Source organism: Sphingomicrobium sediminis (assembly GCF_023805295.1).
GTDB lineage: Bacteria > Pseudomonadota > Alphaproteobacteria > Sphingomonadales > Sphingomonadaceae > Sphingomicrobium > Sphingomicrobium sediminis.
Genome location: NZ_JAMSHT010000001.1, coordinates 188,492 through 209,339, shown reverse-complemented (window position 1 = coordinate 209,339; position 20,848 = coordinate 188,492). Strand labels below are relative to the sequence as shown.

Sequence of the window (20,848 nt, the reverse complement as noted above, 5' to 3'; positions counted from 1 at the left end):
GGCGCGGCCTTTATGGTCGCGCCGTTTTTGTTTGTGACGAAGGTGTATGTCCGATGACCCGTTTCCTGATTGCCGCCAGCGCCATCGCGCTCGCCGCCCCTGCAACTGCCGCCCATCCTGATTTTTCCGCCGAGCGGATCGAGACGCATGTCCGTATCCTGTCCGACGACTGGTATGAGGGCCGCGCGCCGGGCACGCCGGGCGAGGACAAGACGGTCGCCTACCTGTCGGGCGCATTTGCCGCGATCGGGCTGCAGCCGGGCGGGGACATGGGACCCGACGGCCAACGCCAGTGGACGCAGGACGTCATCCTGTTTCGCTCCAACATGGTCGAGGAACCGACGCTCGCGCTCAACCTCGGGGGTGAGAAGCTCGGCCTGACGCAGAATTCGGACCTCGCCATCCGGGCCCCCGTCAACGGCATGGAGCGGGTCGAGCTCGACGATGTCCCGCTGGTTTTCGTCGGCTATGGCACGCATGCGCCCGAACGCGACTGGTCCGACTTCAAGGATGTCGACGTGGCAGGCAAGATCGTCGTCGCGCTGGTCAACGATCCCGATTTCGAAGGCGGGGAAGGTGATTTCGGCGGCGCGGAAATGACCTATTATGGCCGCTGGACCTACAAATATGAGGAAGCGGCGCGGCGCGGTGCAGCTGGCGTTCTCGTCATTCACGAGACCGCGCCTGCCAGCTATGGCTGGAACGTCATTTCGGTAAATAACAGCCAGACCCGCGACATCGTGCGCGAGGATCCGGGCGCCTATCATACCGGCCTGCAAGGCTGGATGCACCTCGACCTCGCCACGCGCATCTTCGCCGAGCTGGGCATGACCTACGAAGAGGCCAAGGCCGCTGCGCGCCGCCGCGACTTCCAGCCGATCGACATGGGTGCGTCGCTCGACGCGACCATCACGGCCGAGCTCGACCAGTTTGCCGCCAAGAATGTCGTCGGCATCCTGCCGGGCAGCGAGCGCCCCGACGAATATGTCCTGTTCACCGCGCATCACGACCATCTCGGCACCGGCGAACCGGACGAGAATGGCGATGCCGTGTTCAACGGCGCGCTCGACAATGCGACGGGGACGGCGATGCTGATCGAATTGGGCCGCGGCTTCGTGAATACGGGCGGCACCCATCGCAGCCTGGTCTTCATGGCCGTGGGCGCCGAGGAAGGCGGACTGCTCGGCAGCAAATATTATGCCGCCAATCCGATCTATCCCATCGAGAAGACGGTCGGCGTCATCAACACCGACAGCCAGGGCGTGTTCGGCGCGGCGCATGACTTCTCGATTTCGGGGACGGCGCGGCTCGGCCTGCTCGACATCCTGATTGAGGAAGGCGAAGCGCTCGACCGTCGTTTCGCGCCCGATCCGCGGCCCGAGGCCGGTGGCTTCTTCCGGTCCGACCATTTCGCCTTCGCGCAGGTCGGCGTGCCGGCGGTCAGCTTCAAGTCGGGTCAGGAATTGATCGAGGGCCAGGATGATCCCGAGGTGCAGGCCATGCGCGAGGCGGTCGGCATCAACTATCACCGCCGCGACGACGAGTATGACCCCGACTGGCGCTTCGACGGGATTGTCGAGGATGCCAAGCTGATCCACCGCGTCGGCACCCGTCTCGGCAATGGCGAGGCCTGGCCCAACTGGGCCGAGGGCAGCGAGTTCAAGGCGCTGCGCGACGCCAGCGCCGAGGCACGCGACTAGCCCTTTCGACAAACGACAGGCCCCTCCCCCTTGCCAGCAGGCACGGGAGGGGCCAGCCTTGCGCCGCTTGAATATCGAAGGGGCGACAAGGGCATGAGCGAGACTGGCGCAAAGCGCGGACTGAGCACCACCGGATGGCTGCTAATTGCGATGCTGGGCATCTGCGTATTGGCAGCGGCAATCTATTTTTTGACAGGACGCGATAGCGGACGCACTGGCGCGCCCGAGCTCGATCCGCAGACTGCGGATTCGGGACGCCCGCTCACCGCCGAGCAGCTGTCAGTCAGTTTCGATGCCGCCGACCTTACTTGGGAAATCTTCCCCGAGCGCGAAGCGATTGCCGGCGATGCAACCTTGTCCTTCACCGTGCGCCAGCCGATCGACCGCCTGCAGCTCGACCTCGACAATCGCTATGCCATCGAGACCGTCGAATTGGACGGTGCGCTACTCGATGCCGACGCCTATGCCAAGGAGATTGGCCAGCTCGTCATTACGCTGCCGCGCACCTACGACATGAACGAGCCGCTATCGCTGCGGGTTGTCTATGAAGGCCAGCCCCATGTCGCCATCCGCCCGCCCTGGGAAGGCGGCTTCATGTGGGAGGAAACGGACGACGGCGCGCCCTTCGTCTCGACGGCGGTCCAGCTGGATGGATGCGACCTTTTCTGGCCTTGCTTCGACAACAGCCTCAGCGAGATTGGCGAAGTCACCACGCACATGATCGTGCCTGAAGGGCTCGTCGCACCGGGGCACGGGGTGAAAATCGGTCAGGAAACGCTCGAGGATGGCCGCGAAAAATATAGCTGGCGCATCAAGAACCCCAACAATTACGCCATCAGCATCAATGTCGCCCCTTATGTCGAACTCACGGGCGAATATGAAAGCCAGTATGGCAACACCATCCCGCTCTATTTCTGGCACCTGCCGGGCTATGAGAGCCAGGCGGCCGAGTTGTTCGCCGAATGGCCCGACGTGCTCGATTTCTTCGAGACGCAGATCGGCCCCTTCCCCTTTTCCGACGAGAAGCTCGGCGTCGTCGAGACCCCGCATCTCGGCATGGAGCACCAGACCCTGAACGCCTATGGCAACGATTATCGCAAGGGCCCGGAAGGCTATGACTGGCTGTTCCAGCACGAGCTGGCGCACGAATGGTTCGGCAACCAGCTGACCAATACCGACTGGAACCATATGTGGCTGCACGAAGGCTTCGGCGCTTACATGCAGCCGCTCTACACGCGCTGGAAGAATGGCGAGATGGCCTATAACGCCGCCATGTTCGAACAGCGCCAAGGCATCCAGAACCGCGCGCCAATCGTGTCCGACAAGGAGATGACGATCGACAGCGTCTACCTGCAGGAAGGGGGCCCGGGCGGCGACATCTACGCCAAGGGTAGCTGGGTGCTGCACACGCTGCGCTTGCTGATCGGCGACGAAGCCTTCTTCGATGCGACGCGCAGGCTGGTCTATGGCCGGCCCGACCCGATGCCCGGCAATTTCGAACCCCGTTTTGCCGACACGGCTGAATTCGAACGGCTGGCCAGCGAGGAAGCCGGGCAGGATCTCGGCTGGTTCTTCGACGTTTACCTGCGCCAGGCCGCCTTGCCGCGCTTGGAGATGCAGCGCAGCGATGACGAGGTGCGCTTCACCTGGGTCGCGCCCGCCGATCTCCCCTTCCCCATGCCGCTCGACGTGCGGGTCGGGAACGAGACGGTGCGCCTGCCCATGAGTGACGGGACCGGCCGGATCGCGCTTCCCAATGCGCGGACCAAGGTGGTCGCTGACCCGATGGGCAAGATCCTGCAGCAATCCGACAATATCGACCGCTACCAGGCGTGGATGGCCGAACAGGCAACCGTGAGAGGAAATGCACAATGAGCCTCATCTTCTACACCAACCCGATGAGCCGCGGGCAGATTGCCCGCTGGGCGCTGCATGAAGTCGGCGCAGATTATGAGCAGAAGATCGTGACCTATGGCCCGGAGATGAAGAGCGACTATCAGCGCGACGTGAACCCGATGGGGAAAGTCCCGGCGATCGACCATGACGGCAAGATCGTGACCGAAGTGGCGGCGATCTGCGCCTATCTGGCGGATGCATTCCCGGATTCGGAACTCGCTCCCTTGGCGGACGAGCGGGCCGATTATTATCGCTGGCTATTCTTCGCTGCAGGCCCCGTCGAAGCCTCGATCACCAACAGGAATATGGGGTTCGAGGTCGACGACCCGAAGAAACAGGGCACGCTCGGTTACGGCAATTACGAGCTCGTTATGGACACGCTCGACGGGCTCTTCTCAGGCCGGGATTTTGTCTGCGGCGACCGCTTCACGATGGCTGACGTCTATGTCGGCTGCCAGATCGTCTGGGGGCTGCAGTTCGGCACCATTCCCGAACGGGAAAGTTTCAAGGCATATGCGGCGCGGCTCAACGCCCGCGAGGCGCTGCAAGAAGCACGCGCAATCGACATGAAGCTGATCGCAGAGGCGCAGGCCGCGCAGGACTAGGCGCGGACAACGGACAAAAAAAGGCCCGGAAGCGTGATGCCTCCGGGCCCTTTCTCGTTGCTTGGCTGGACGACTATTCCTGGCTGCCGAGGAAGCTCAGCAGGAACTGGAACATGTTGATGAAGTCCAGATAGAGGTTCAGTGCGCCCATGATGATCGCACGCTGCATCAGGTCCGCATCGCGCGCGACATACTGATAGATGCTCTTGATCTTCTGCGTGTCATAGGCGGTGAGGCCGGCAAAGATCAGGACGCCGATCGCCGAGATGGCCATGCCCATGGCCGTCGACTGGAAGACGAAGGCGTTGAGCAGCATCGCGACAATCAGGCCGACAACACCCATGATGAGGAAGGTGCCCCAACCGCTGAGGTCCTTCTTGGTGGTGTAGCCCCACAGCGAAAGGCCGGCGAAGGCCGCCGAGACGGCGAAGAAGGTCTGCGCGATCGAAATGCCGGTGTAGCGCAGGAAGATCGTGCTCATCGACAGCCCCATCAGGACCGCGAAGGACCAAAAGAGGATGTGGAGCGTGCTCGTCGACATGCGGTTCTGGCCGAAGCTCATCGCGAAGATGATCGCCAGCGGCGACAGGATGATCAGCCAGGGCAGGATGCCGCCGCCGAAGAAGACCTGCTGGGCCATGCCCGAGCTGAAGAACAGCAGCGCGACGATGCCCGTCAGCAGGATCGCCGACGTCATGTAATTATAGACACTGAGCATGTACTTGCGCAGGCCGGCGTCGCGGGTCGCCCGCGGGACGCTGGTCGTGCCGGTGGCGTCGAAACCGCCGGTGCGAGTACGCTCGTCAAACTGGTTGGCCATTTTTTCTCCTCTCCGCGCGAAGCAACATGCTCCTGCGCGATTGCCCAAAGATGTGAGAGGAATATCGGGCCTGATCGCTCCGATTTCAAGCGAAACCGGACGACATGGCCATCTGTCTCGACTAGGGACATTTTGCCATGCATCGCCTATTCGTCGCCCTGCCCCTGCCCGAGACGCTTGTCGACGCGCTCGCGCCCGCAATGGAAGGCGGCCCGTCGGGGCTACGCTGGCTGGACGAGGAACATCTGCACTGCACGCTGCGATTTATCGGTTCGGTCGAGCGACCGATGGCCGAGGAAATCGCGCAAAACCTCGCAGAAATGAAGGCATCACCGGTTGAGGTCGCGCTCAGCGGCGTGGGGATTTTCGATCATGGGAAACGTGGGGCCCTTTGGGCGCGCTTGGCACCCAAGGCGCCGCTTCGCGATCTGCATGAACGGATCGACCGGCGGCTCGTCAGCCTCGGCTTGGAGCCGGAGCGGCGCGCCTATCTGCCGCATATTACGTTGGCGAGGTGGTCGGGCGGTTTCATCGATGCGCGCGGCTGGGCCGAGCGTCATGCCGGGCTTTCCAGTTCACCAGTCACCATCGATCGGTTCACCTTGTTCGAAAGCCATTTGCGCCAAAGCGGTGCGGAATATGACGCGATTGCGGACTTTCGGCTGGGGCGACAGCCAAGCGCTTGAAAGTCAAAGGTGAACCACCACCTTGATGAACCGTTGACCGCGTGAACCAAGCGGCTTGCACAAGCGGAACAAATCTGGAACAAAAGATCCGATGCTGACGAATATCTCGGTGCGCGGCGCGCGCGAACACAATCTGAAGGGCGTGGATGTCGATATTCCGCGCGAGAGCCTGACGGTCATCACAGGCCTATCGGGATCGGGCAAATCGAGCCTTGCCTTCGATACGATTTATGCAGAGGGGCAGCGTCGCTATGTCGAGAGCCTGAGCGCCTATGCGCGCCAGTTTCTCGAGATGATGCAGAAGCCCGATGTCGAGCATATCGATGGGCTCTCGCCCGCCATCTCGATCGAACAGAAGACCACAAGCCGCAACCCGCGCTCGACCGTCGCGACGGTGACCGAAATCTACGATTATATGCGCCTTCTCTGGGCGCGTGTCGGGGTGCCTTATTCACCCGCGACGGGCCTGCCCATCGAGGCGCAGCAGGTCAGCCAGATGGTCGATCGCACGGTGAAGTTGCCGGAGAAATCGCGGCACCTGCTGCTCGCACCGGTCGTCCGCGGTCGCAAGGGCGAATATAAGAAGGAAATTGCCGAGTGGCAGAAGGCGGGCTTCACCCGCATCCGCATCGATGGCGAGGTCTATCCCATCGACGAAGCGCCCGCGCTCGACAAGAAATACAAGCACGACATCGAGATCGTCGTCGACCGTATCGTCATCAAGCCGGGCATCGAGGCGCGGTTGGCTGACAGCTTCGAGACCGCGCTCAAGCTGGCCGACGGGCTCGCTTATCTCGACCCCGCCGACCCGCCCGAGGAGGCCGCCGACGCCAAGAAAGGCGAGGACGGCAAATCGGGCATGAAACTGGACCGCGCCACTGCGGGCCGCATCACTTTCTCGCAGCGCTTTGCCTGCCCCGAGAGCGGCTTCACGATCAGCGAGATCGAGCCACGCCTATTCAGCTTCAACGCGCCGCAGGGTGCCTGCCCAGCCTGTGATGGCTTGGGCGAGATGATGGAGTTTGACGAGGATCTCGTCGTCCCCAATCACGGACTGTCGCTCAAAAAGGGTGCCGTCGTGCCTTGGGCAAAGTCGCAGCCCCCCTCGCCATATTACATGCAGGTACTGGGCAGTCTGGCGCGCGCTTTCGACTTTTCGCTCGATACCAAATGGGCTGACCTCTCCGACGAGCAGAAGCAGGTCATCCTCTACGGCACCAAGGGCAAGCCCGTCGTGCTGCGCTTCGTCGACAACAAGAAAAGCTACGAAGTCAAAAAGCCCTTCGAAGGCGTGATCGGCAATCTCGAGCGACGCATGCGGACGACCGAAAGCGCGTGGATGCGCGAGGAATTGTCGCGATACCAGGCCGCGCATGCATGCGACGTTTGCAAGGGCGCGCGATTGAAGCCCGAGGCGCTGGCGGTGAAGATTGCCGGCGAGGACATTTCCATGTCCGCGCGACGCTCGGTCGAGGATGCGGTCGCCTGGTTCGGCGATGTCGCCGATAAGCTTACCGAACAACAGCGCCAGATTGCCGGCCCGATCCTCAAGGAAATCAACGAGCGCTTAGGCTTCCTCCACAATGTCGGGCTCGATTATCTCAACCTCGACCGAACGTCGGGCACGCTGTCCGGCGGTGAAAGCCAGCGTATTCGCCTTGCCAGCCAGATCGGTTCGGGCTTGTCGGGTGTGCTCTACGTGCTCGACGAGCCGTCCATCGGCCTGCACCAAAAAGATAATGATCGCCTGCTTGAAACACTGAAGCGCCTGCGCGGGCTCGGCAATACAGTCCTGGTCGTGGAACATGACGAGGATGCGATCCGCACCGCCGACTATGTCATCGACATGGGCCCCGGCGCAGGCGTGCGTGGCGGCGAAGTCGTGTGCGCAGGCAAGCTCGACGACATCATGGCCTGCGAGGAAAGCCTCACCGCCGACTATCTCAGCGGACGCCGGGCCATCGAGGTGCCAGCGAAACGGCGCAAGGGCACGGGCAAGAAGCTGACCCTGAAGGGCGCGAAGGCCAACAATCTGCAGGATGTCACGGCCTCGATCCCGCTAGGCACCTTCACCTGCGTGACGGGCGTCTCCGGCTCCGGCAAGTCTAGCTTCACGATCGATACGCTCTATGCGGCCGCGGCGCGAACCCTCAATGGCGCGCGAATCCTTTCGGGCAAGTATGACCGCATCGACGGGCTCGAACATCTCGACAAGGTGATCGATATCGACCAGTCGCCGATCGGACGCACCCCGCGCTCGAACCCCGCCACCTATACCGGCGCCTTCACCCAGATCCGCGACTGGTTCGCCGGCCTGCCGGAAGCCAAGGCGCGCGGCTACAAGCCGGGCCGTTTCAGCTTCAATGTGAAGGGTGGACGCTGCGAGGCCTGCAAGGGCGACGGCCTGCTCAAGATCGAGATGCACTTCCTGCCCGACGTCTACGTCACCTGCGACGTCTGCGAGGGAAAACGCTACAATCGCGAAACGTTGGAAGTGACGTTCAAGGGCAAGTCGATCGCCGACATTCTCGACATGACCGTCGAGGATGCGGTCGACTTTTTCAAAGCCGTCCCCTCGATCCGCGACAAGATGGAAATGCTCCAGCGCGTCGGGCTTGGCTACATAAAGGTTGGCCAGCAGGCGACGACCTTGTCAGGCGGTGAAGCGCAGCGCGTGAAGCTCGCGAAGGAGTTGTCCAAACGCGCCACGGGACGGACGCTCTACATCCTCGATGAGCCCACGACCGGCCTGCATTTCGAGGATGTGCGCAAGCTACTGGAAGTGCTTCACGCACTGGTCGAGCAGGGCAATACTGTTGTGGTCATCGAGCATAATCTCGATGTCATCAAGACGGCCGACCACATCCTCGATCTCGGCCCCGGTGGCGGGGTGAATGGCGGCACCATTGTCGCGGAAGGGACACCCGAAAAGGTGGCGAAGACGCCCGAAAGCTACACAGGCACCTATCTGCTGCCGATGTTGGAACGCGCCGGCGATCGGCCAACGAAGGCCGCGTCGAAGAATGATACCCTCGAAACAGCGAAATAAGATCGGTTATTGCGGAGCCGCCACGACGGCGCAGGCCACGCGCGATCCGGCATCGCCGGCAGGGTCGGTCCGATAGTCGTCCGGGCCGGCGTGGATGACCAACGCGGTCCCGTCTGCATCGGCAATCGAGTACTGGCCGCCATCAAGCGAGGCTTGGGTCACCAGGAAATTGCTTTCTCCGGTGCCATCGGCGCCGACACTCATATTGGCCAGGTCGCCAAGATGCGCCCCTTCAGGATTGTCGCGACCATGCTGTGCTCCGGTGGGGTTCCAATGACCGCCAGCCGACGTGAAATCTCCCGCGCTGCAATCGCCAGTCTCGTGGAGATGCACGGCGTGCAGGCCTTCGCTGAGCCCCGAAACGGAAACGGAAATGGTCACGCCGTTGGGGTCCTGCGACAGATCTACGGAACCGACTTCGACGCCATCCACTCCTGCTAGCGAGTAGGGTCCGGTCGATTGCGAGATGGGTGCTTCTGCCGTCTCATCGTCAGCCGCGTCGCCTCCACAGCCTGCCAACAGCATCGCCATCGCGATCGTCGCGCAAAATCGATTCATCATGCCAGTCTCCGTCAAGATCATGTCCGACAAGAACGGCCGAGGCCGTTCAATGTTCATGTCGTCGACCTTAGGCAGGCGAATGGATTGCGCATAGAAAAACCGGCCCGGAATTTCTCCCGGACCGGCTTCTCTTGTCGTGCGTCCAGTCCTGACTAGCAGGACCGGATCACCTTACATGCCCGAACCCGGACCGAAGGTGATTTCGACGCGACGGTTTTGCGGCTCGCGCACACCATCGCCGGTCATCACGAGCGGCTGCTCTTCACCGAAGGCAGCGGTCGCAATGTCATCCGCGGCTACGCCACGGCCAACGAGGTATGCAGCGACGGCATCCGCACGATCCTGCGACAGACCGACGTTATAGTCGGCCGGACCCGAGGTATCGGCGTGACCGGCGAGCATGATCTCGGCGCTACCGGTCTGCTGATAGGCAGCAGCGGCGCGATCGAGGATTTCAGCCGAATCCGCGGTGATATCCGACTCATCCCAGTCGAAGAACACGATGAACGGACCCACTTCGACCGGCGGCGGCGGCGGGCATTCCTGCGTGGCAGGGATAACCGACCCGTCCGGGCAGGTGATGGTGGGATCGGGTTCCGGCGGCGGCGGCGGCGGCGGCGGCGGCGGCGGCGGCGGCGGAGGCGGAGGCGGAGGCGGCACGAAGTTGAAGATCAGGCTCGCCAGGATGCTGTGCGAGGTGAACTGACCATCCTCGACCGACAGGTTCGAGAAAGGAGCGAACGAGCTCGGCGCATAGTCGAAGTCGCCCGTGTTGAAGTAGCGATACTTCAGACCGACATCGACGCTCGGGCTGACCGGATAGCGCAGCGCGGCAATAGCCTGCCATGCCCAAGTGCTGTCGGTTTCGCTGAAGTCGGTGACGCCCGGCAGGTTGACCGAGTGCTTCACGCTGGCGAGGCCGACGCCACCACCGATCGAGCCTTGGACGCCGTCATCTTCGCCGAAGTCGAGCAGGAGGTTGACCATGGCCGAATAAACCGAAACGTCGCCCGTGTCGGCAATCGTTCCGATCGTTGCAACGGACGTGTCCGAAATGTCGGCCCACTTGTAGCCGAGTTCGACTTCAGCGCGAATGATGCCGAAATCGTAACCACCGATGAGATCGACGTCGAAGCCTTCGTCGTAGCTGTTCACTACGCCGTCAGCGGCTGCGAGGTTCGTAACACCGTTATCGTCGGTAACGTCCACGGAGAGGTCGAGTTCGACATCCTCCACGAACATGATGCCGCCTTCGATGCCGACATACCACGACTTGTCGCGAGCGACAGCCGGGGTGGCCAGCATGGTCGAAGCGAGCACCGCCCCAATGGCGAGCTTCTTCATATAAAGTCCCCTTTTCACATGCCTTCGTAAATTGAAGTGCATTGGTACAATATTGGGGGACCGGAATGGTTGCAAGTCGAGCCGTTACATTACCGTAGCAAAAATCCCGGAATTCGGGCTTTTCGTCGGTTAAGGGGCTGATCGCAAAGGCAATATTATTGACCTGTGACAATTAAGCCATGGTGACGCAAAATTGTCAGGATTTCCGTAATCGCACCTCTGGCCTCGATATCGACGGTCCCACCGCCGGAAGGGTCAGCCATATCGGCGAGCGGTGCGGCCAACAATTCGGCACCATTTATTTCAAGGCTGGAACCGCGAATTATCCCTGCTTCCCAACCGCTTACTCCGTATCTCCAATCATAGCCCGTCGAGCGATCGAGACATTGCATACCAGGGGTCGGCGCCGAAAATCGCCAACCGCCCGCCGTAAAAGTGGCAATGTTTCCGTCCTTGCCGGCAAACGCCCCTGTGGCGCCTTGAGCGACCAATTCCTGGTCGCCAATCGCTGGTGACGCCGGCGGTGAGGCAGCCAGTTGCCCGCTGAAAGAGGGAAAAATCAGCCCATCGATCAGCGCCAGCGCCTCGTCGTGCGTGTCGTCCCGACCAGCACCCGCTCCATCATGAGAAGCTCAAGCCGGTCATATCCTTCCGCAATCGCCGCCTCCCAATCGAGCCGGAACTGCGTGTTCGTCTTGCGACGCCGATACAGCGTCCCGGTCGAAATATCGGCTGCCTTGGCCGCTTTCGTCACATTGCAGGTCGCCGACAGCTTCTCGAAGAAAAGCGCCTGGACCTCGGGATCATCCAATCTTTTGTTCTGGCTGAGCTCGGACACGGTCTTCTTCCTGTCCCCGAATGTGTGCCCCGATCGCTCACCCCAACAAAAAAGCCGCCCCGATGAAGGAGCGGCTCGATCGCCTCGTCTCGACCCATTGATCGACTGTGCCTACGTTCTAACCAATGAGCGTCACGATGTCAAGAAGTTTGTGCCTATTTGGTTATTTCTAGTATCCCATTAGAGCCAGCACTTCCTTGCGGCTGCGCTCATCCTCCCGAAATGTCCCGATAATCCGGCTGGTCGTCATCATCACGCCCGGCGTGTTGACGCCCCGCGCCGTCATGCAGGCATGGCTGGCCTCGATCACCACGGCCACACCGCGCGGTTCGAGATGCTCCCAGATCGTATCGGCCACCTGCCGGGTCAGCCGTTCCTGCACCTGCAGGCGTCGCGCAAATCCGTGGAGCACGCGCGCCAGCTTGCTGATCCCCACTACCCGATCACCGGGCAGGTAGGCGATCGCGGCCTTGCCGATGATCGGCGCCATGTGATGTTCGCAATGCGACTGGAACGGGATGTCCTTCAACAGGACGATCTCGTCATAACCGCCCACTTCCTCGAAGGTGCGACTGAGATGCAGCGAAGGATCCTCATTATATCCCTTGGCGTATTCCGCCCACGCCCGCGCAACACGGCGCGGCGTATCGATCAGCCCTTCGCGTTCGGGATCGTCCCCGGTCCAGCGAATGAGCGTGCGCACCGCATCCTGCACCTCTTCGGGCACTTCGATCTTCGGGGTGGGGCGCACCAGGTCGCCGACGGTCGGTGTCTTCTCGGTCATGTCACTCTTCCAGCATGCCCTCGCGGGTCTTGCCAGCGGGACTAACGGCTATGGGGGGATAAGGGAAGGATGGTGGCCCCGGCAGGATTCGAACCTGCGACCTGCAGTTTAGGAAACTGTTGCTCTATCCGGCTGAGCTACGGAGCCATTAAGAAGCGGCCTTAAAGAGCGCGCCCAAGACTTTCAATCTCGCATCGGCGGTATCGGACGACGATGCTGGAGCGCCGGAATGCGCGAGCGGACCTCTGAAATGCGCGCCAGGTCGACCTCCGCAAAGGCCACGCCCTCGCGCTCTTCCATGTCCAACAGCACATCCCCCCATGGGTCCACCACCAAGCTATGACCAAAGGTTTCGCGCCCATCTTCATGCTTCCCATGCTGGGCGGCAGCCACGACGAACATCCCCGCCTCGATCGCGCGGGCCCGATTGAGGACATGCCAATGCGCCTTGCCGGTCGGCACCGTGAATGCCGCCGGGATCGCGACCACATCTGCGTCAGCCTCAGCCAGAGCCGCATAAAGCGCGGGAAAGCGAATGTCGTAGCAGATCGTCAGCCCCAATCGCCCGACCGGCGTCCCATCGACGATCACCACCTCGTCACCAGCCCGATAGGCGGCGCTCTCCCGCCAACTTTCGCCGGTCGGCAGGTCGACATCGAACAAGTGCATTTTGTCGTAGCGGCCACGGATCGCTCCCGCTGCATCGATGACGAATGCACGATTGACCCAGTGCCCTTCGCCGCCATCGAGCGCCAAGGACCCTAGGTGAACCCAGATTTCATGCTCAGCAGCTGCCTCGCGCACCGCCGCAAGCACCGGGTCATCGGCTTCGGTTCTGATGTTCCGCGCCGCGCGCGAGCGATCGCGGTCGAGCATGCCCGACATTTCGGGTGTGAAAAGCATCGACGCGCCACCATCCGCCGCCATTTTGATGGCGGCGACTAGATCGCGCGCGTTGGAATCGGGATCGACCCCGGTCCGCGCCTGGAAGAGCGCGATGCGCGTCATGGTCAGGCGGCCAGCTTCTGGTCCAGCTCGCCCGCACGTTCCAGCGCGAACAATTCGTCGCTGCCGCCGACCAGCACGTCATCGATGAAGATTTGCGGAACAGTCATGCCGCCGCCCGAGCGCTGGATCATCTCCGCGCGCTTTTCTTCATCGCCGCTAATTTCATATTCGACATAGTCGACGCCCTTCATGTCCAGCAGCCGCTTGGCGCGGATGCAGTAGGGGCAGGTTGCCTTGATATAGAGTTCTACTTTGGCCATTTTTTCCTCGTTTCAGCCAATCAACGCACGAAGTGCGGTCAATGCACCACGCGCGACCAGACGAGTGCCTCGACCCGTCTTGCACCTGCGCGAAGTAGGGCATTCGCGCACGCATTCAATGTACTGCCGCTGGTCCGAACGTCGTCGACGATCATGATCGTTCGGTCCTTCACCAGCCGCTGGTCGGCCTCGAAGGCACCGCGAACCATGTTCCAGCGCTGATTGACGCTCATTTGCTTGAGCGGCTGCGTCGCGCGATGGCGATGCAGTGCATCCATCGCCACCTCATGCCCCGACAATCGTCCAACTTCCTTCGCCAGCAGGCCCGACTGGTTGAACCCGCGCTTCCACAAACGCCAGCGATGCAGCGGCACGGGCACGATCAGCGGCGCATCCTCGCGTCCCTCCTCGACCTTGCGCGCCATGGCCTTGGCCATCGTCCGCGCAAGCGCGACGCGCCGCCCATATTTGAGCCGCATCACGCAGCCCCGCGCAATCTCGCCATAATGGGTCGCGGTTCTCGTCGCCGACACTGGCCCTGGCTTGCTCATGCAAGCCGCGCACTCCTCGCCGTCCACCATTTCGAGCGGCAAGGCGCAGCGGCCACAACTCTTTGATCCAGCCCAGTCGACCGCAACGAAGCAGTCGCCGCAAAACTCTCCGACAGCCCCGACAATCTCGCCGCACCCCGCGCAGCGCGGCGGGAGAACGAGATCGAGAAGCGGGTTGGTCAATGCCTGGAACGCGCGCATGCCCCCTTGTCGCAGCGCGCACAGGACTGCACAAGCCGCCCGATGCCCGAGCTGTTCGACCCCGACCTGCGCCAACTGCGCCGCGACCGCGCGGTGCGAGGCGGCCCCGTCACCTTCCTCCACGAACGTGCGGTCGAGGATCTCATCGACCGGCTCGACATGATGATGTTCGACAAGCACCGCGCATTAGTGGTGGGGCTCTTGTCGCCCGAACTGGCCAAGCCCTTTGCCGAACGGTTCGATCGCCTCGACATTGTTGACCCCTCTCCCGTCGCGGCAGCCGCATCGGGCGGCAGTTGCGCTGGCGAGCCAACACTCGATGTAGAACCAGCCACCTACGACGCCGTCATCGCACTCGGGACGCTCGACACCGCCGAGCCGCTTCCGGAAACCCTGTTGCGCCTCCGCCTCGCGTTGAAGCCGGATCGCCCGCTCGTCGGGGTCATGCCCGGAGGCCAATCCCTGGCTCGGCTGGCCAATGCGATGATTGAAGCAGACCGCGTGTCCGGCGTAACCTCGCCCCACGTTCATCCCCGTGTCGATCCGCCAGCGCTGACGCAGCTATTGGCGAGCGCGGGATATGCAATGCCGGTAGTGGATATTGACCGTGTCTCCGTCCGCTATGGCGACCTCGCCTCACTGGTCGCGGACCTTCGCGGCATGGGCACCACCAACATCCTGCGCGAGCGCTCGCGCCGACCAATCGGGAAGGCTGCCTACAAGGCCGCAAAATTTGCATTTCTGTCCGATGCTGACACCGACGGCCGCGTCACCGAACGGTTCGAACTGCTTCATTTTGCCGGCTGGAATCCCGCGTCGCCGGTCTAACAGCGTCAGCCCTTCGTTAACTCTTCCACGCAGGGGTTTCCTTAACCCTTTGGCTTTAATCCCGATGGCGTGGACCAGACCAGAAGGAGGATGGCAGTGGCTATCCGTATGTTTTTGCGCACCCTTTTCAAGGACAAGCGTGGCGCGACGGCAGTCGAATATGGACTGATCGTCTCGTTGATCGTGATCGTCCTGATCGCCTCGATGAAGCAGCTAGGCGGCGGCTCGGGCGGCATGTGGGGTAATCTCGGGGATATCGCCAACACCTACCTGTAAGGCGATGCGACGAGCCCGCGGTCTGGACAACCGCTAGCTCGCCACAATCCCGAAAGTTGAACGGACCGCTTCCCTAGCGCTGTCCGTAAACGACAATCTTTACCTTCTGCCCGGCCTGGAGCCGGCTGTTGCTGTCGAGCGAGTTCAGCACCATGAACCGCTCCAGCTGGTAATTGTTGTACGCCATCCGACTGGCCAACGACTGCATCGTATCGCCGCTGCGCACCGTGATCACATCGATGACGCGCGGACGGATCGAGGCCGCTTCCTGCGAAGAAATCCGACGCAGCGAATCCACCATGCTGGTGAAGGGACCGATGCCCTGCCCCGCCTGCGTGATCATCGCGAAATGATAGGCGGTGTCATTGTCCCAGCGATATGCCATCACTGACAGATCCACCGCGCCATTGTTCGTGTTGACCCGCGCGGTCGTATAGGCCGCCGGAATGCCGTTGATCGTCGTGTCGCGCGGCTGCGGGACGCTGACCTGCTGCTGGTCGCCAACAATGCCGCGGATGACTTGGCCGATATAGGTATCGAGATTGCCGTTAAACTGGCCGGTCGAGAAAATAGCCTGCCCGGACGAGCCCGCAATATTCACCGCACGGGTCCCGTTTTGCATCCGGAAGCCCGTCGGCACGACGAACTGGAAGCGCAGGTCAGGATGGGTGAAGCTCCGCCCATCGACAATGCCCTGTTCGGGATCGTCATCGACGTAGATACCGTCGATCCGCGACAGGAAGGTATCGCGATTGCGCGTACCGCTCCCGGCAGTGCCGGTCTGCTGTGCAAGCTGGTTGGCGCGCGCCGTGCGGTTCTCCGACAGGGGGTGGGTTCGCGCCCATTCGGGCGTCTGGCGAGCATCATTGCCCTGCACCCGCGACTCCAGCGCCGATGCCTGGCCTAGCGACGACAACATGCCGCCCGCTGCCAGCGTGTCATAGCCCGACGCGGCCATGTAGCCGATGCCGAGCGTGTCCGATTCATATTCCTGGTCGCGGCTGTAGCTCAGCGTATTGAGCTGCGCATATTGCTGTGCGCCCTGCGCCAGCAGACCACCGACGTCGCCGCCGACAACGCTGCCGACGATCGCGCCCAGCACGCCGAGGATCGAGTTGTTCTGCGCGCGCGCCTGCCTGGTCGAGCTATGGTCGGCGGCAATATGGCCGACTTCGTGACCAAGCACGAAGGCAAGTTCGGCCTCGTCTTCCATCAAGCCCATAAGCTCGCGCGTGATGTAGACATGACCGCCTGGGATGGCGAACGCATTCTCCACCGGCGAGTTGAGCACGGTGAAACGGTAATTAGCCGCAGCATTGGGCGTCGCCGAACGGATCGCGACACGGTCACCGACCTGCTCGACATAAGCGCCAAGCGTCCCACCAAGCGCACCGCCGAATTCGGCTACAATGGCGTCGTGGTTTTCGACCGCGAGCTGGCGCTCCTGCTGCGAAATGGCGGGGTCCGCTTGCGGCGTGGCACATGAGGCCAGTACGAGCACACTGGACATGGTAAGCAGTCGGGTGAACTTGGACATCGAACTTCTCCGGCAATTGACGTGACGCTGCGCCAGAAGCGCATCTTCACAGCCCCAACCGAAGGAACGCGACTTTCGTTCCGATGATGAAACGCGCGCCGGGCTCAGTTCATCGCGAGGAATTTTTGCCGGCGTTGCTGGACCAATGCGTTGCGGCCCATGCCATCGAGACCGTCCAATTCCTCGACGATCGCGGCCTTGAGGTAGGAATAGGCCTTGGCATGGTCGCGATGAGCGCCGCCCAGCGGCTCCTGCACGATCCGGTCGACCACACCCAATTCCTTGAGGTGTCCTGCCGTGATCCGCATCGCCTCGGCAGCGTCGGCAGCCTTGTCGGCGGTGCGCCACAGGATCGAGGCGCAGCCCTCGGGCGAGATCACCGAATAGACGGCATGCTCATACATCAGCACGCGATTGGCCGCTGCAATGGCCACGGCGCCGCCCGAACCGCCTTCGCCGACGATCGTCGCGACCATCGGCACGCCTAGCGCAAGGCACTGTTCGGTCGCCCGCGCAATCGCCTCGGCCTGGCCGCGTTCTTCGGCCTGCACGCCCGGAAACGCACCCGGCGTATCGACAAGCGTCACCACCGGAAGCCCGAAACGGTCGGCAAGCTGCATCATGCGGATCGCCTTGCGATAGCCCTCGGGCTTGGCCATCCCGAAATTATGCTTGAGGCGGCTTGCCGTGTCCGAGCCCTTTTCATGCCCGATCAGCATCACCTTGCGGCCATCGATCCGCGCCAGCCCGCCGACGATGGCGGCATCTTCGGCAAAATTGCGGTCGCCAGCCAGCGGCACGAAACCCTCGGCAATGCCCGCGACATAATCCTTGAAGTGCGGACGCTCCGGATGGCGCGCGACCTGCGTCTTCTGCCACGGCGTCAATTTCTTGTAGGTCTCGGAAAGGAGCTTGCGCGCCTTTACCTCGAGACGACGAATTTCCGCCGAAAGGTCGACATCGCCATTGTCGGCAGTGTCGCGCAATTCGGAGACGCGGTTTTCCAGTTCGGCAATGGGCCGTTCGAAATCGAGAAAGCTGTTCATCTTGGCCGTAGCGCCTAGCGCCCTCCCTTACCCGGCGTCAATCACTCCCGCGCGCCAGCGGATGGCGCTGGTTGACGAGGTCGACCAGCCGGCGACTGTCGACATGCGTATAGATTTGCGTCGTCGCGATGTCGGCATGCCCCAGCAGCGCCTGCAGCGTGCGCAGGTCGGCGCCGCCCTCCAGCATGTGCGTGGCAAAGGCGTGGCGAAGGACATGCGGGCTGACCCGTTCGGGCGCGATCCCCGCCTGCGCGGCCATTGCGCGCACGATCTGGAACAGGCGAACGCGCGACAAATGCGTCTTGCCGCCCGGGAACAGCCAGCGGCTTTGAGGGGCCACCTTCACCCATGCCGCAATGGCCGCGTGGGCTCGATCGGAAATCGGCACCAGCCGCTCTTTCTCGCCCTTCCCCCGCAGGATGAGAAAAGGCTCGCTCGGTCGCACCGATCCGCGCGGCAGCGATACGACTTCGCTCGCCCGCAACCCCGACCCGTAGAGCAATTCCAGCAACGCCAGATCGCGCGCGCTCGACGGTTTACCGCTCCCCGCACGCGCGTCCGCTTCCTCCAGCATCGAGGCGACTTCTTCGCGCGACAACAGACGCGGCAAAGGTCGCTTGATTTTGGGCCGCGGCAGCGCTGCCGACGGATCATCCGCCCGCAGGCCTTCTTCGAACAGGAAACCGTAGAAGCGTCGCAATGCCGATGCCCGCCGCGCCAGGGTCGACGCAGCAACACCCGACCATGCCCCCGCCAACTGCCCGAGCGCATCCGCATCCGCCTCGCCAATCGGCGAACCCAGCGCTTCCGCCGCTGCCTTCAGGTCGCCCCGATACGCCGCCAGCGTATGTTTGGACGCCCCCGCCTCGGCGGCGAGCATGTCGAGAAACCGGTCGACCAGCGCCTTGTCGTCGCTATGCATCCCCGATTCGCGAAATCGCTTCCGCAGCAATCATCCGCGCCATGAAATCCTGCCCTGTCACCCGCAATGCCGCGAGCAGATGCGCCAGATAGATGGGAGAGACATTCTCGATCCGGTCAGCCTGCAGCGCATAAGCTGCTAACAACATCACCGTCCCAGCCTCGCTGCGCTGTGCCGCCAGGTCGATCTGGCGCGTCAGTCCCGTCGTAAGGTCGAGATCCACGTCCGCCGACCGCGAAAGATCATCACGGCGCTCGGGATCGAGCCGCCCCAACCCATCCAGCGCCGCGAGCAGCATCTGCGCACGAACGCCTTCATTGCGCCCGACATAATCTTCGACACGCTCGGCATCGATCATGGCATTTTCAGGCAGGTCGCGCGCCAGCGCCAGTTGCGCCCAGGCCGCATCGGCCTCGTCACCGTCCATTTGCTCGACAATCGGGATCCACCGCATCGCGCGGTCGACCAATCCTGCTGTCAGCAAGGACGCGACGATCCGGTCGACATCGTCGGCCCATTCCTCCGAAGGCATGAGCCGCGCCGCGATTGACGCGGTCGCCGACAGCGAGGCGAGCCGTTCATATGGTGTATCCTCACCAATGTCCCAGAACGTCCGCAGCGCTTCGCGCTTGTCGCCAATATCCGTGAGCGTCGCCGCGCGGCGCAGGCGCAGCGCATCGGTGCCGCCAATTTCCTCTGGCGGCAGCGCATCATAATGCTGCGAATAGAGATCGCGCAGCGCCTGGCCCGAAAACACACCCATCCCTGCAGCGATCCGCGCCGACGGCAGGCGATCGCCGGGCGCAATCAAAGGCGCCCGCGCCAGCCATGCCCGAACACGAGGCCGCGCCGCATCCATCAGGCGTGCCGGCGGCATCACCCCGGTCGAGGTGGCAAGGCCGTAGCGCCAGCTGTCCAGCCGATCGACCGGCTCCCATTCCAGCGTCACCGCACGCCGCGAGCCCTCCCCCGCACCGACCAGCTTGTCGACCAGCGCCAAATCGATATTCTCGAATTTTGCCGCGCGCCGCGCCCGCGAGATGCGGTCGGAGGCGATTTCAGGCTCCGCCGACAGCGCCGAACAGATGGCTTCCACCAGCGGCTCCGCATCGGGCTCCGCATCGTCGAGCGTCGGTGCGACGGGACACATGGCCGCCGGGTCGGAGGTCGCCAACGCAACTTGCAACGCCACCTGCGCCAATTTGGCCGAATAGTCCTCGGAATCGGTTCCCGCGAGCATCAGCCGTGCCGCATCGGCCTCGCCCATGCGCAGTAACAGCCAGGCGCGCTCCGCCCGCCAATCCTGCGATTCCAAACCTTGCGGCAACGCAGCCGGTGCCAGCAACGCGTTGCGAAGGCCGATATGCGCCCAGCGCGATGCGATCGGCGCCTCCAGGCTGCGCATCAACGTCTTGTGATAAATGCCGGTAACCGTGCCCCAGGGCGCCTCGCCCGGCAGCGTCAGCGGGCCCTCGCCAGCAGCGACCCGCTCATTATCCTGCGCCGCATCCGCCTCTTCAGCTTCCTCGGCTTCTTCGATTTCGTCGCTATCCTGCTCCTCTTCCTCGTCCGCTGCCTCTTCCGGCTGCGGGGCAGGTGCAGGCGTCGGCGCGGGCGTGGGAGCCGGCGCTGGTGTCGGCGTGACCGGCTGGTCGAACCCAGGCGGCAGCAGCGATTCGGGCGCCTCTTGCGCCAACAGCGCGCCGCTCAGCGCAACGACCGCAATTCCCCCGGCGAGAAAGGCGCGCTTACGCCTCGCCATCGCCCAGGCTCACTTCTTCCTCGATCGTCTCCATCGGGACTTCTCCCGCCTGGCCCGACAGGAAAAACAGACCGCCGACCAGCAGCACGAGGAGGATCAGGACCACCGCGATCGCCTTGCCCGGTCCCTTTTTCTTCTTTTGTCCAATCATGCTTTGGCTTTTGCCTTAGCGCG

General features: G+C 62.7%; 21 protein-coding genes, 1 tRNA gene and 1 pseudogene. 7 read left to right on the top strand and 16 right to left on the bottom strand.

Translation table 11 applies throughout. The annotated features are described in order from the left end of the window. Positions 1–53: 53 nt before the first annotated feature. The 3 genes from NDO55_RS00980 to NDO55_RS00970 all read left to right on the top strand — a co-directional run bounded on the left by NDO55_RS00980 (position 54) and on the right by NDO55_RS00970 (position 4,201). A complete protein-coding gene (locus tag NDO55_RS00980) occupies positions 54–1,700 on the top strand; it encodes a M28 family peptidase (RefSeq protein WP_252111551.1) in 1,647 nt (548 codons plus the stop codon). Between the two features lie 93 nt (positions 1,701–1,793). After that, positions 1,794–3,575: a M1 family metallopeptidase gene (locus tag NDO55_RS00975; RefSeq protein ID WP_252111549.1), complete on the top strand. Its 1,782-nt coding sequence runs from the start codon at positions 1,794–1,796 to the stop codon at positions 3,573–3,575. After that, complete coding sequence (locus NDO55_RS00970; RefSeq protein WP_252111547.1) at positions 3,572–4,201, top strand: glutathione S-transferase family protein; 630 nt, start codon at positions 3,572–3,574, stop codon at positions 4,199–4,201. The genes NDO55_RS00975 and NDO55_RS00970 overlap by 4 nt, the downstream gene beginning before the upstream one ends. 73 nt (positions 4,202–4,274) lie before the next feature. On the opposite strand, the gene NDO55_RS00965 is transcribed toward NDO55_RS00970, so the two are convergent. Continuing rightward, on the bottom strand, positions 4,275–5,021 hold the full coding sequence (locus NDO55_RS00965; RefSeq protein WP_252111545.1) for a Bax inhibitor-1/YccA family protein: 747 nt from the start codon (positions 5,019–5,021) through the stop codon (positions 4,275–4,277). A 137-nt stretch (positions 5,022–5,158) separates the two neighbouring features. Between NDO55_RS00965 and thpR the strand changes: the two genes are divergently transcribed. After that, positions 5,159–5,707 carry an RNA 2',3'-cyclic phosphodiesterase gene (gene thpR / locus NDO55_RS00960; protein WP_252111543.1) on the top strand — a complete coding sequence of 183 codons (549 nt, stop codon included), beginning with the start codon at positions 5,159–5,161 and terminating at the stop codon, positions 5,705–5,707. 91 nt (positions 5,708–5,798) lie between these two features. Further along, positions 5,799–8,756, top strand: coding sequence for an excinuclease ABC subunit UvrA (uvrA, locus tag NDO55_RS00955; protein WP_252111541.1), 2,958 nt, complete (start codon positions 5,799–5,801; stop codon positions 8,754–8,756). A 6-nt stretch (positions 8,757–8,762) separates the two neighbouring features. Here uvrA and NDO55_RS00950 read toward each other — a convergent pair whose 3' ends face one another. The 10 genes and pseudogenes from NDO55_RS00950 to NDO55_RS12040 form a co-directional block, all read right to left on the bottom strand. After that, a complete protein-coding gene (locus tag NDO55_RS00950) occupies positions 8,763–9,317 on the bottom strand; it encodes a superoxide dismutase family protein (RefSeq protein ID WP_252111539.1) in 555 nt (184 codons plus the stop codon). A 171-nt stretch (positions 9,318–9,488) separates the two neighbouring features. Then, positions 9,489–10,661 carry an OmpA family protein gene (locus NDO55_RS00945; RefSeq protein ID WP_252111537.1) on the bottom strand — a complete coding sequence of 391 codons (1,173 nt, stop codon included), beginning with the start codon at positions 10,659–10,661 and terminating at the stop codon, positions 9,489–9,491. A 155-nt stretch (positions 10,662–10,816) separates the two neighbouring features. Then, positions 10,817–11,197, bottom strand: coding sequence for a DUF2793 domain-containing protein (locus NDO55_RS12110; protein ID WP_425276895.1), 381 nt, complete (start codon positions 11,195–11,197; stop codon positions 10,817–10,819). A 35-nt stretch (positions 11,198–11,232) separates the two neighbouring features. Next, positions 11,233–11,499, bottom strand: coding sequence for a hypothetical protein (locus tag NDO55_RS00940; RefSeq protein WP_252111535.1), 267 nt, complete (start codon positions 11,497–11,499; stop codon positions 11,233–11,235). Between the two features lie 169 nt (positions 11,500–11,668). Beyond that, a complete protein-coding gene (gene folE, locus NDO55_RS00935) occupies positions 11,669–12,283 on the bottom strand; it encodes a GTP cyclohydrolase I FolE (protein ID WP_252111533.1) in 615 nt (204 codons plus the stop codon). Positions 12,284–12,353: 70 nt separating this feature from the next. Next, positions 12,354–12,430: transfer RNA gene (locus NDO55_RS00930), tRNA-Arg, on the bottom strand. Between the two features lie 36 nt (positions 12,431–12,466). Then, on the bottom strand, positions 12,467–13,291 hold the full coding sequence (locus NDO55_RS00925) for a carbon-nitrogen hydrolase family protein (protein ID WP_252111531.1): 825 nt from the start codon (positions 13,289–13,291) through the stop codon (positions 12,467–12,469). Between the two features lie 2 nt (positions 13,292–13,293). Further along, on the bottom strand, positions 13,294–13,551 hold the full coding sequence (grxC, locus tag NDO55_RS00920; RefSeq protein ID WP_252111529.1) for a glutaredoxin 3: 258 nt from the start codon (positions 13,549–13,551) through the stop codon (positions 13,294–13,296). Between the two features lie 38 nt (positions 13,552–13,589). Further along, positions 13,590–14,102, bottom strand: a complete 513-nt coding sequence (locus NDO55_RS00915) for a ComF family protein (RefSeq protein ID WP_341869979.1) — start codon at positions 14,100–14,102, stop codon at positions 13,590–13,592. A 9-nt stretch (positions 14,103–14,111) separates the two neighbouring features. After that, positions 14,112–14,303 (bottom strand): annotated as a pseudogene (locus tag NDO55_RS12040) (double zinc ribbon domain-containing protein); the annotation flags it as partial. 42 nt (positions 14,304–14,345) lie between these two features. Between NDO55_RS12040 and NDO55_RS00910 the strand changes: the two are divergent. Further along, positions 14,346–15,131, top strand: a complete 786-nt coding sequence (locus NDO55_RS00910; protein ID WP_252111525.1) for a class I SAM-dependent methyltransferase — start codon at positions 14,346–14,348, stop codon at positions 15,129–15,131. A 90-nt stretch (positions 15,132–15,221) separates the two neighbouring features. Then, entirely contained in the window at positions 15,222–15,407 is a 186-nt protein-coding gene (locus NDO55_RS00905) for a Flp family type IVb pilin (RefSeq protein WP_425276876.1), read from the top strand. A 73-nt stretch (positions 15,408–15,480) separates the two neighbouring features. Here NDO55_RS00905 and NDO55_RS00900 read toward each other — a convergent pair whose 3' ends face one another. The 5 genes from NDO55_RS00900 to NDO55_RS00880 all read right to left on the bottom strand — a co-directional run bounded on the left by NDO55_RS00900 (position 15,481) and on the right by NDO55_RS00880 (position 20,825). Continuing rightward, positions 15,481–16,944 (bottom strand): M48 family metalloprotease, encoded by a 1,464-nt coding sequence (locus tag NDO55_RS00900; protein ID WP_252111521.1) that lies wholly within the window; start codon positions 16,942–16,944, stop codon positions 15,481–15,483. Between the two features lie 104 nt (positions 16,945–17,048). Beyond that, positions 17,049–17,990: an acetyl-CoA carboxylase carboxyltransferase subunit alpha gene (locus NDO55_RS00895; RefSeq protein ID WP_252111519.1), complete on the bottom strand. Its 942-nt coding sequence runs from the start codon at positions 17,988–17,990 to the stop codon at positions 17,049–17,051. Between the two features lie 37 nt (positions 17,991–18,027). Continuing rightward, positions 18,028–18,912, bottom strand: a complete 885-nt coding sequence (locus tag NDO55_RS00890; protein ID WP_252111517.1) for a tyrosine recombinase — start codon at positions 18,910–18,912, stop codon at positions 18,028–18,030. Then, on the bottom strand, positions 18,905–20,674 hold the full coding sequence (locus NDO55_RS00885; RefSeq protein ID WP_252111515.1) for a hypothetical protein: 1,770 nt from the start codon (positions 20,672–20,674) through the stop codon (positions 18,905–18,907). Before NDO55_RS00885 ends, NDO55_RS00890 begins: the two co-directional genes overlap by 8 nt. Next, the gene (locus tag NDO55_RS00880; RefSeq protein WP_252111513.1) at positions 20,661–20,825 is read right to left on the bottom strand and encodes a hypothetical protein; all 165 of its coding nucleotides are present in this window, start codon (positions 20,823–20,825) and stop codon (positions 20,661–20,663) included. The genes NDO55_RS00885 and NDO55_RS00880 overlap by 14 nt, the downstream gene beginning before the upstream one ends. Positions 20,826–20,848 lie beyond the last annotated feature (23 nt).

Bases quoted from the DNA above. Each gene is read 5' to 3' on its own strand.
- NDO55_RS00980 (WP_252111551.1), top strand. From the start codon at position 54: ATGACCCGTTTCCTGATTGCCGCCAGCGCCATCGCGCTCGCCGCCCCT.
- NDO55_RS00975 (WP_252111549.1), top strand. From the start codon at position 1,794: ATGAGCGAGACTGGCGCAAAGCGCGGACTGAGCACCACCGGATGGCTG.
- NDO55_RS00970 (WP_252111547.1), top strand. From the start codon at position 3,572: ATGAGCCTCATCTTCTACACCAACCCGATGAGCCGCGGGCAGATTGCC.
- NDO55_RS00965 (WP_252111545.1), bottom strand. From the start codon at position 5,021: ATGGCCAACCAGTTTGACGAGCGTACTCGCACCGGCGGTTTCGACGCC.
- thpR (WP_252111543.1), top strand. From the start codon at position 5,159: ATGCATCGCCTATTCGTCGCCCTGCCCCTGCCCGAGACGCTTGTCGAC.
- uvrA (WP_252111541.1), top strand. From the start codon at position 5,799: ATGCTGACGAATATCTCGGTGCGCGGCGCGCGCGAACACAATCTGAAG.
- NDO55_RS00950 (WP_252111539.1), bottom strand. From the start codon at position 9,317: ATGATGAATCGATTTTGCGCGACGATCGCGATGGCGATGCTGTTGGCA.
- NDO55_RS00945 (WP_252111537.1), bottom strand. From the start codon at position 10,661: ATGAAGAAGCTCGCCATTGGGGCGGTGCTCGCTTCGACCATGCTGGCC.
- folE (WP_252111533.1), bottom strand. From the start codon at position 12,283: ATGACCGAGAAGACACCGACCGTCGGCGACCTGGTGCGCCCCACCCCG.
- NDO55_RS00925 (WP_252111531.1), bottom strand. From the start codon at position 13,291: ATGACGCGCATCGCGCTCTTCCAGGCGCGGACCGGGGTCGATCCCGAT.
- grxC (WP_252111529.1), bottom strand. From the start codon at position 13,551: ATGGCCAAAGTAGAACTCTATATCAAGGCAACCTGCCCCTACTGCATC.
- NDO55_RS00915 (WP_341869979.1), bottom strand. From the start codon at position 14,102: ATGAGCAAGCCAGGGCCAGTGTCGGCGACGAGAACCGCGACCCATTAT.
- NDO55_RS00910 (WP_252111525.1), top strand. From the start codon at position 14,346: ATGCCCGAGCTGTTCGACCCCGACCTGCGCCAACTGCGCCGCGACCGC.
- NDO55_RS00905 (WP_425276876.1), top strand. From the start codon at position 15,222: ATGGCAGTGGCTATCCGTATGTTTTTGCGCACCCTTTTCAAGGACAAG.
- NDO55_RS00900 (WP_252111521.1), bottom strand. From the start codon at position 16,944: ATGTCCAAGTTCACCCGACTGCTTACCATGTCCAGTGTGCTCGTACTG.
- NDO55_RS00895 (WP_252111519.1), bottom strand. From the start codon at position 17,990: ATGAACAGCTTTCTCGATTTCGAACGGCCCATTGCCGAACTGGAAAAC.
- NDO55_RS00890 (WP_252111517.1), bottom strand. From the start codon at position 18,912: ATGCATAGCGACGACAAGGCGCTGGTCGACCGGTTTCTCGACATGCTC.
- NDO55_RS00885 (WP_252111515.1), bottom strand. From the start codon at position 20,674: ATGGCGAGGCGTAAGCGCGCCTTTCTCGCCGGGGGAATTGCGGTCGTT.
- NDO55_RS00880 (WP_252111513.1), bottom strand. From the start codon at position 20,825: ATGATTGGACAAAAGAAGAAAAAGGGACCGGGCAAGGCGATCGCGGTG.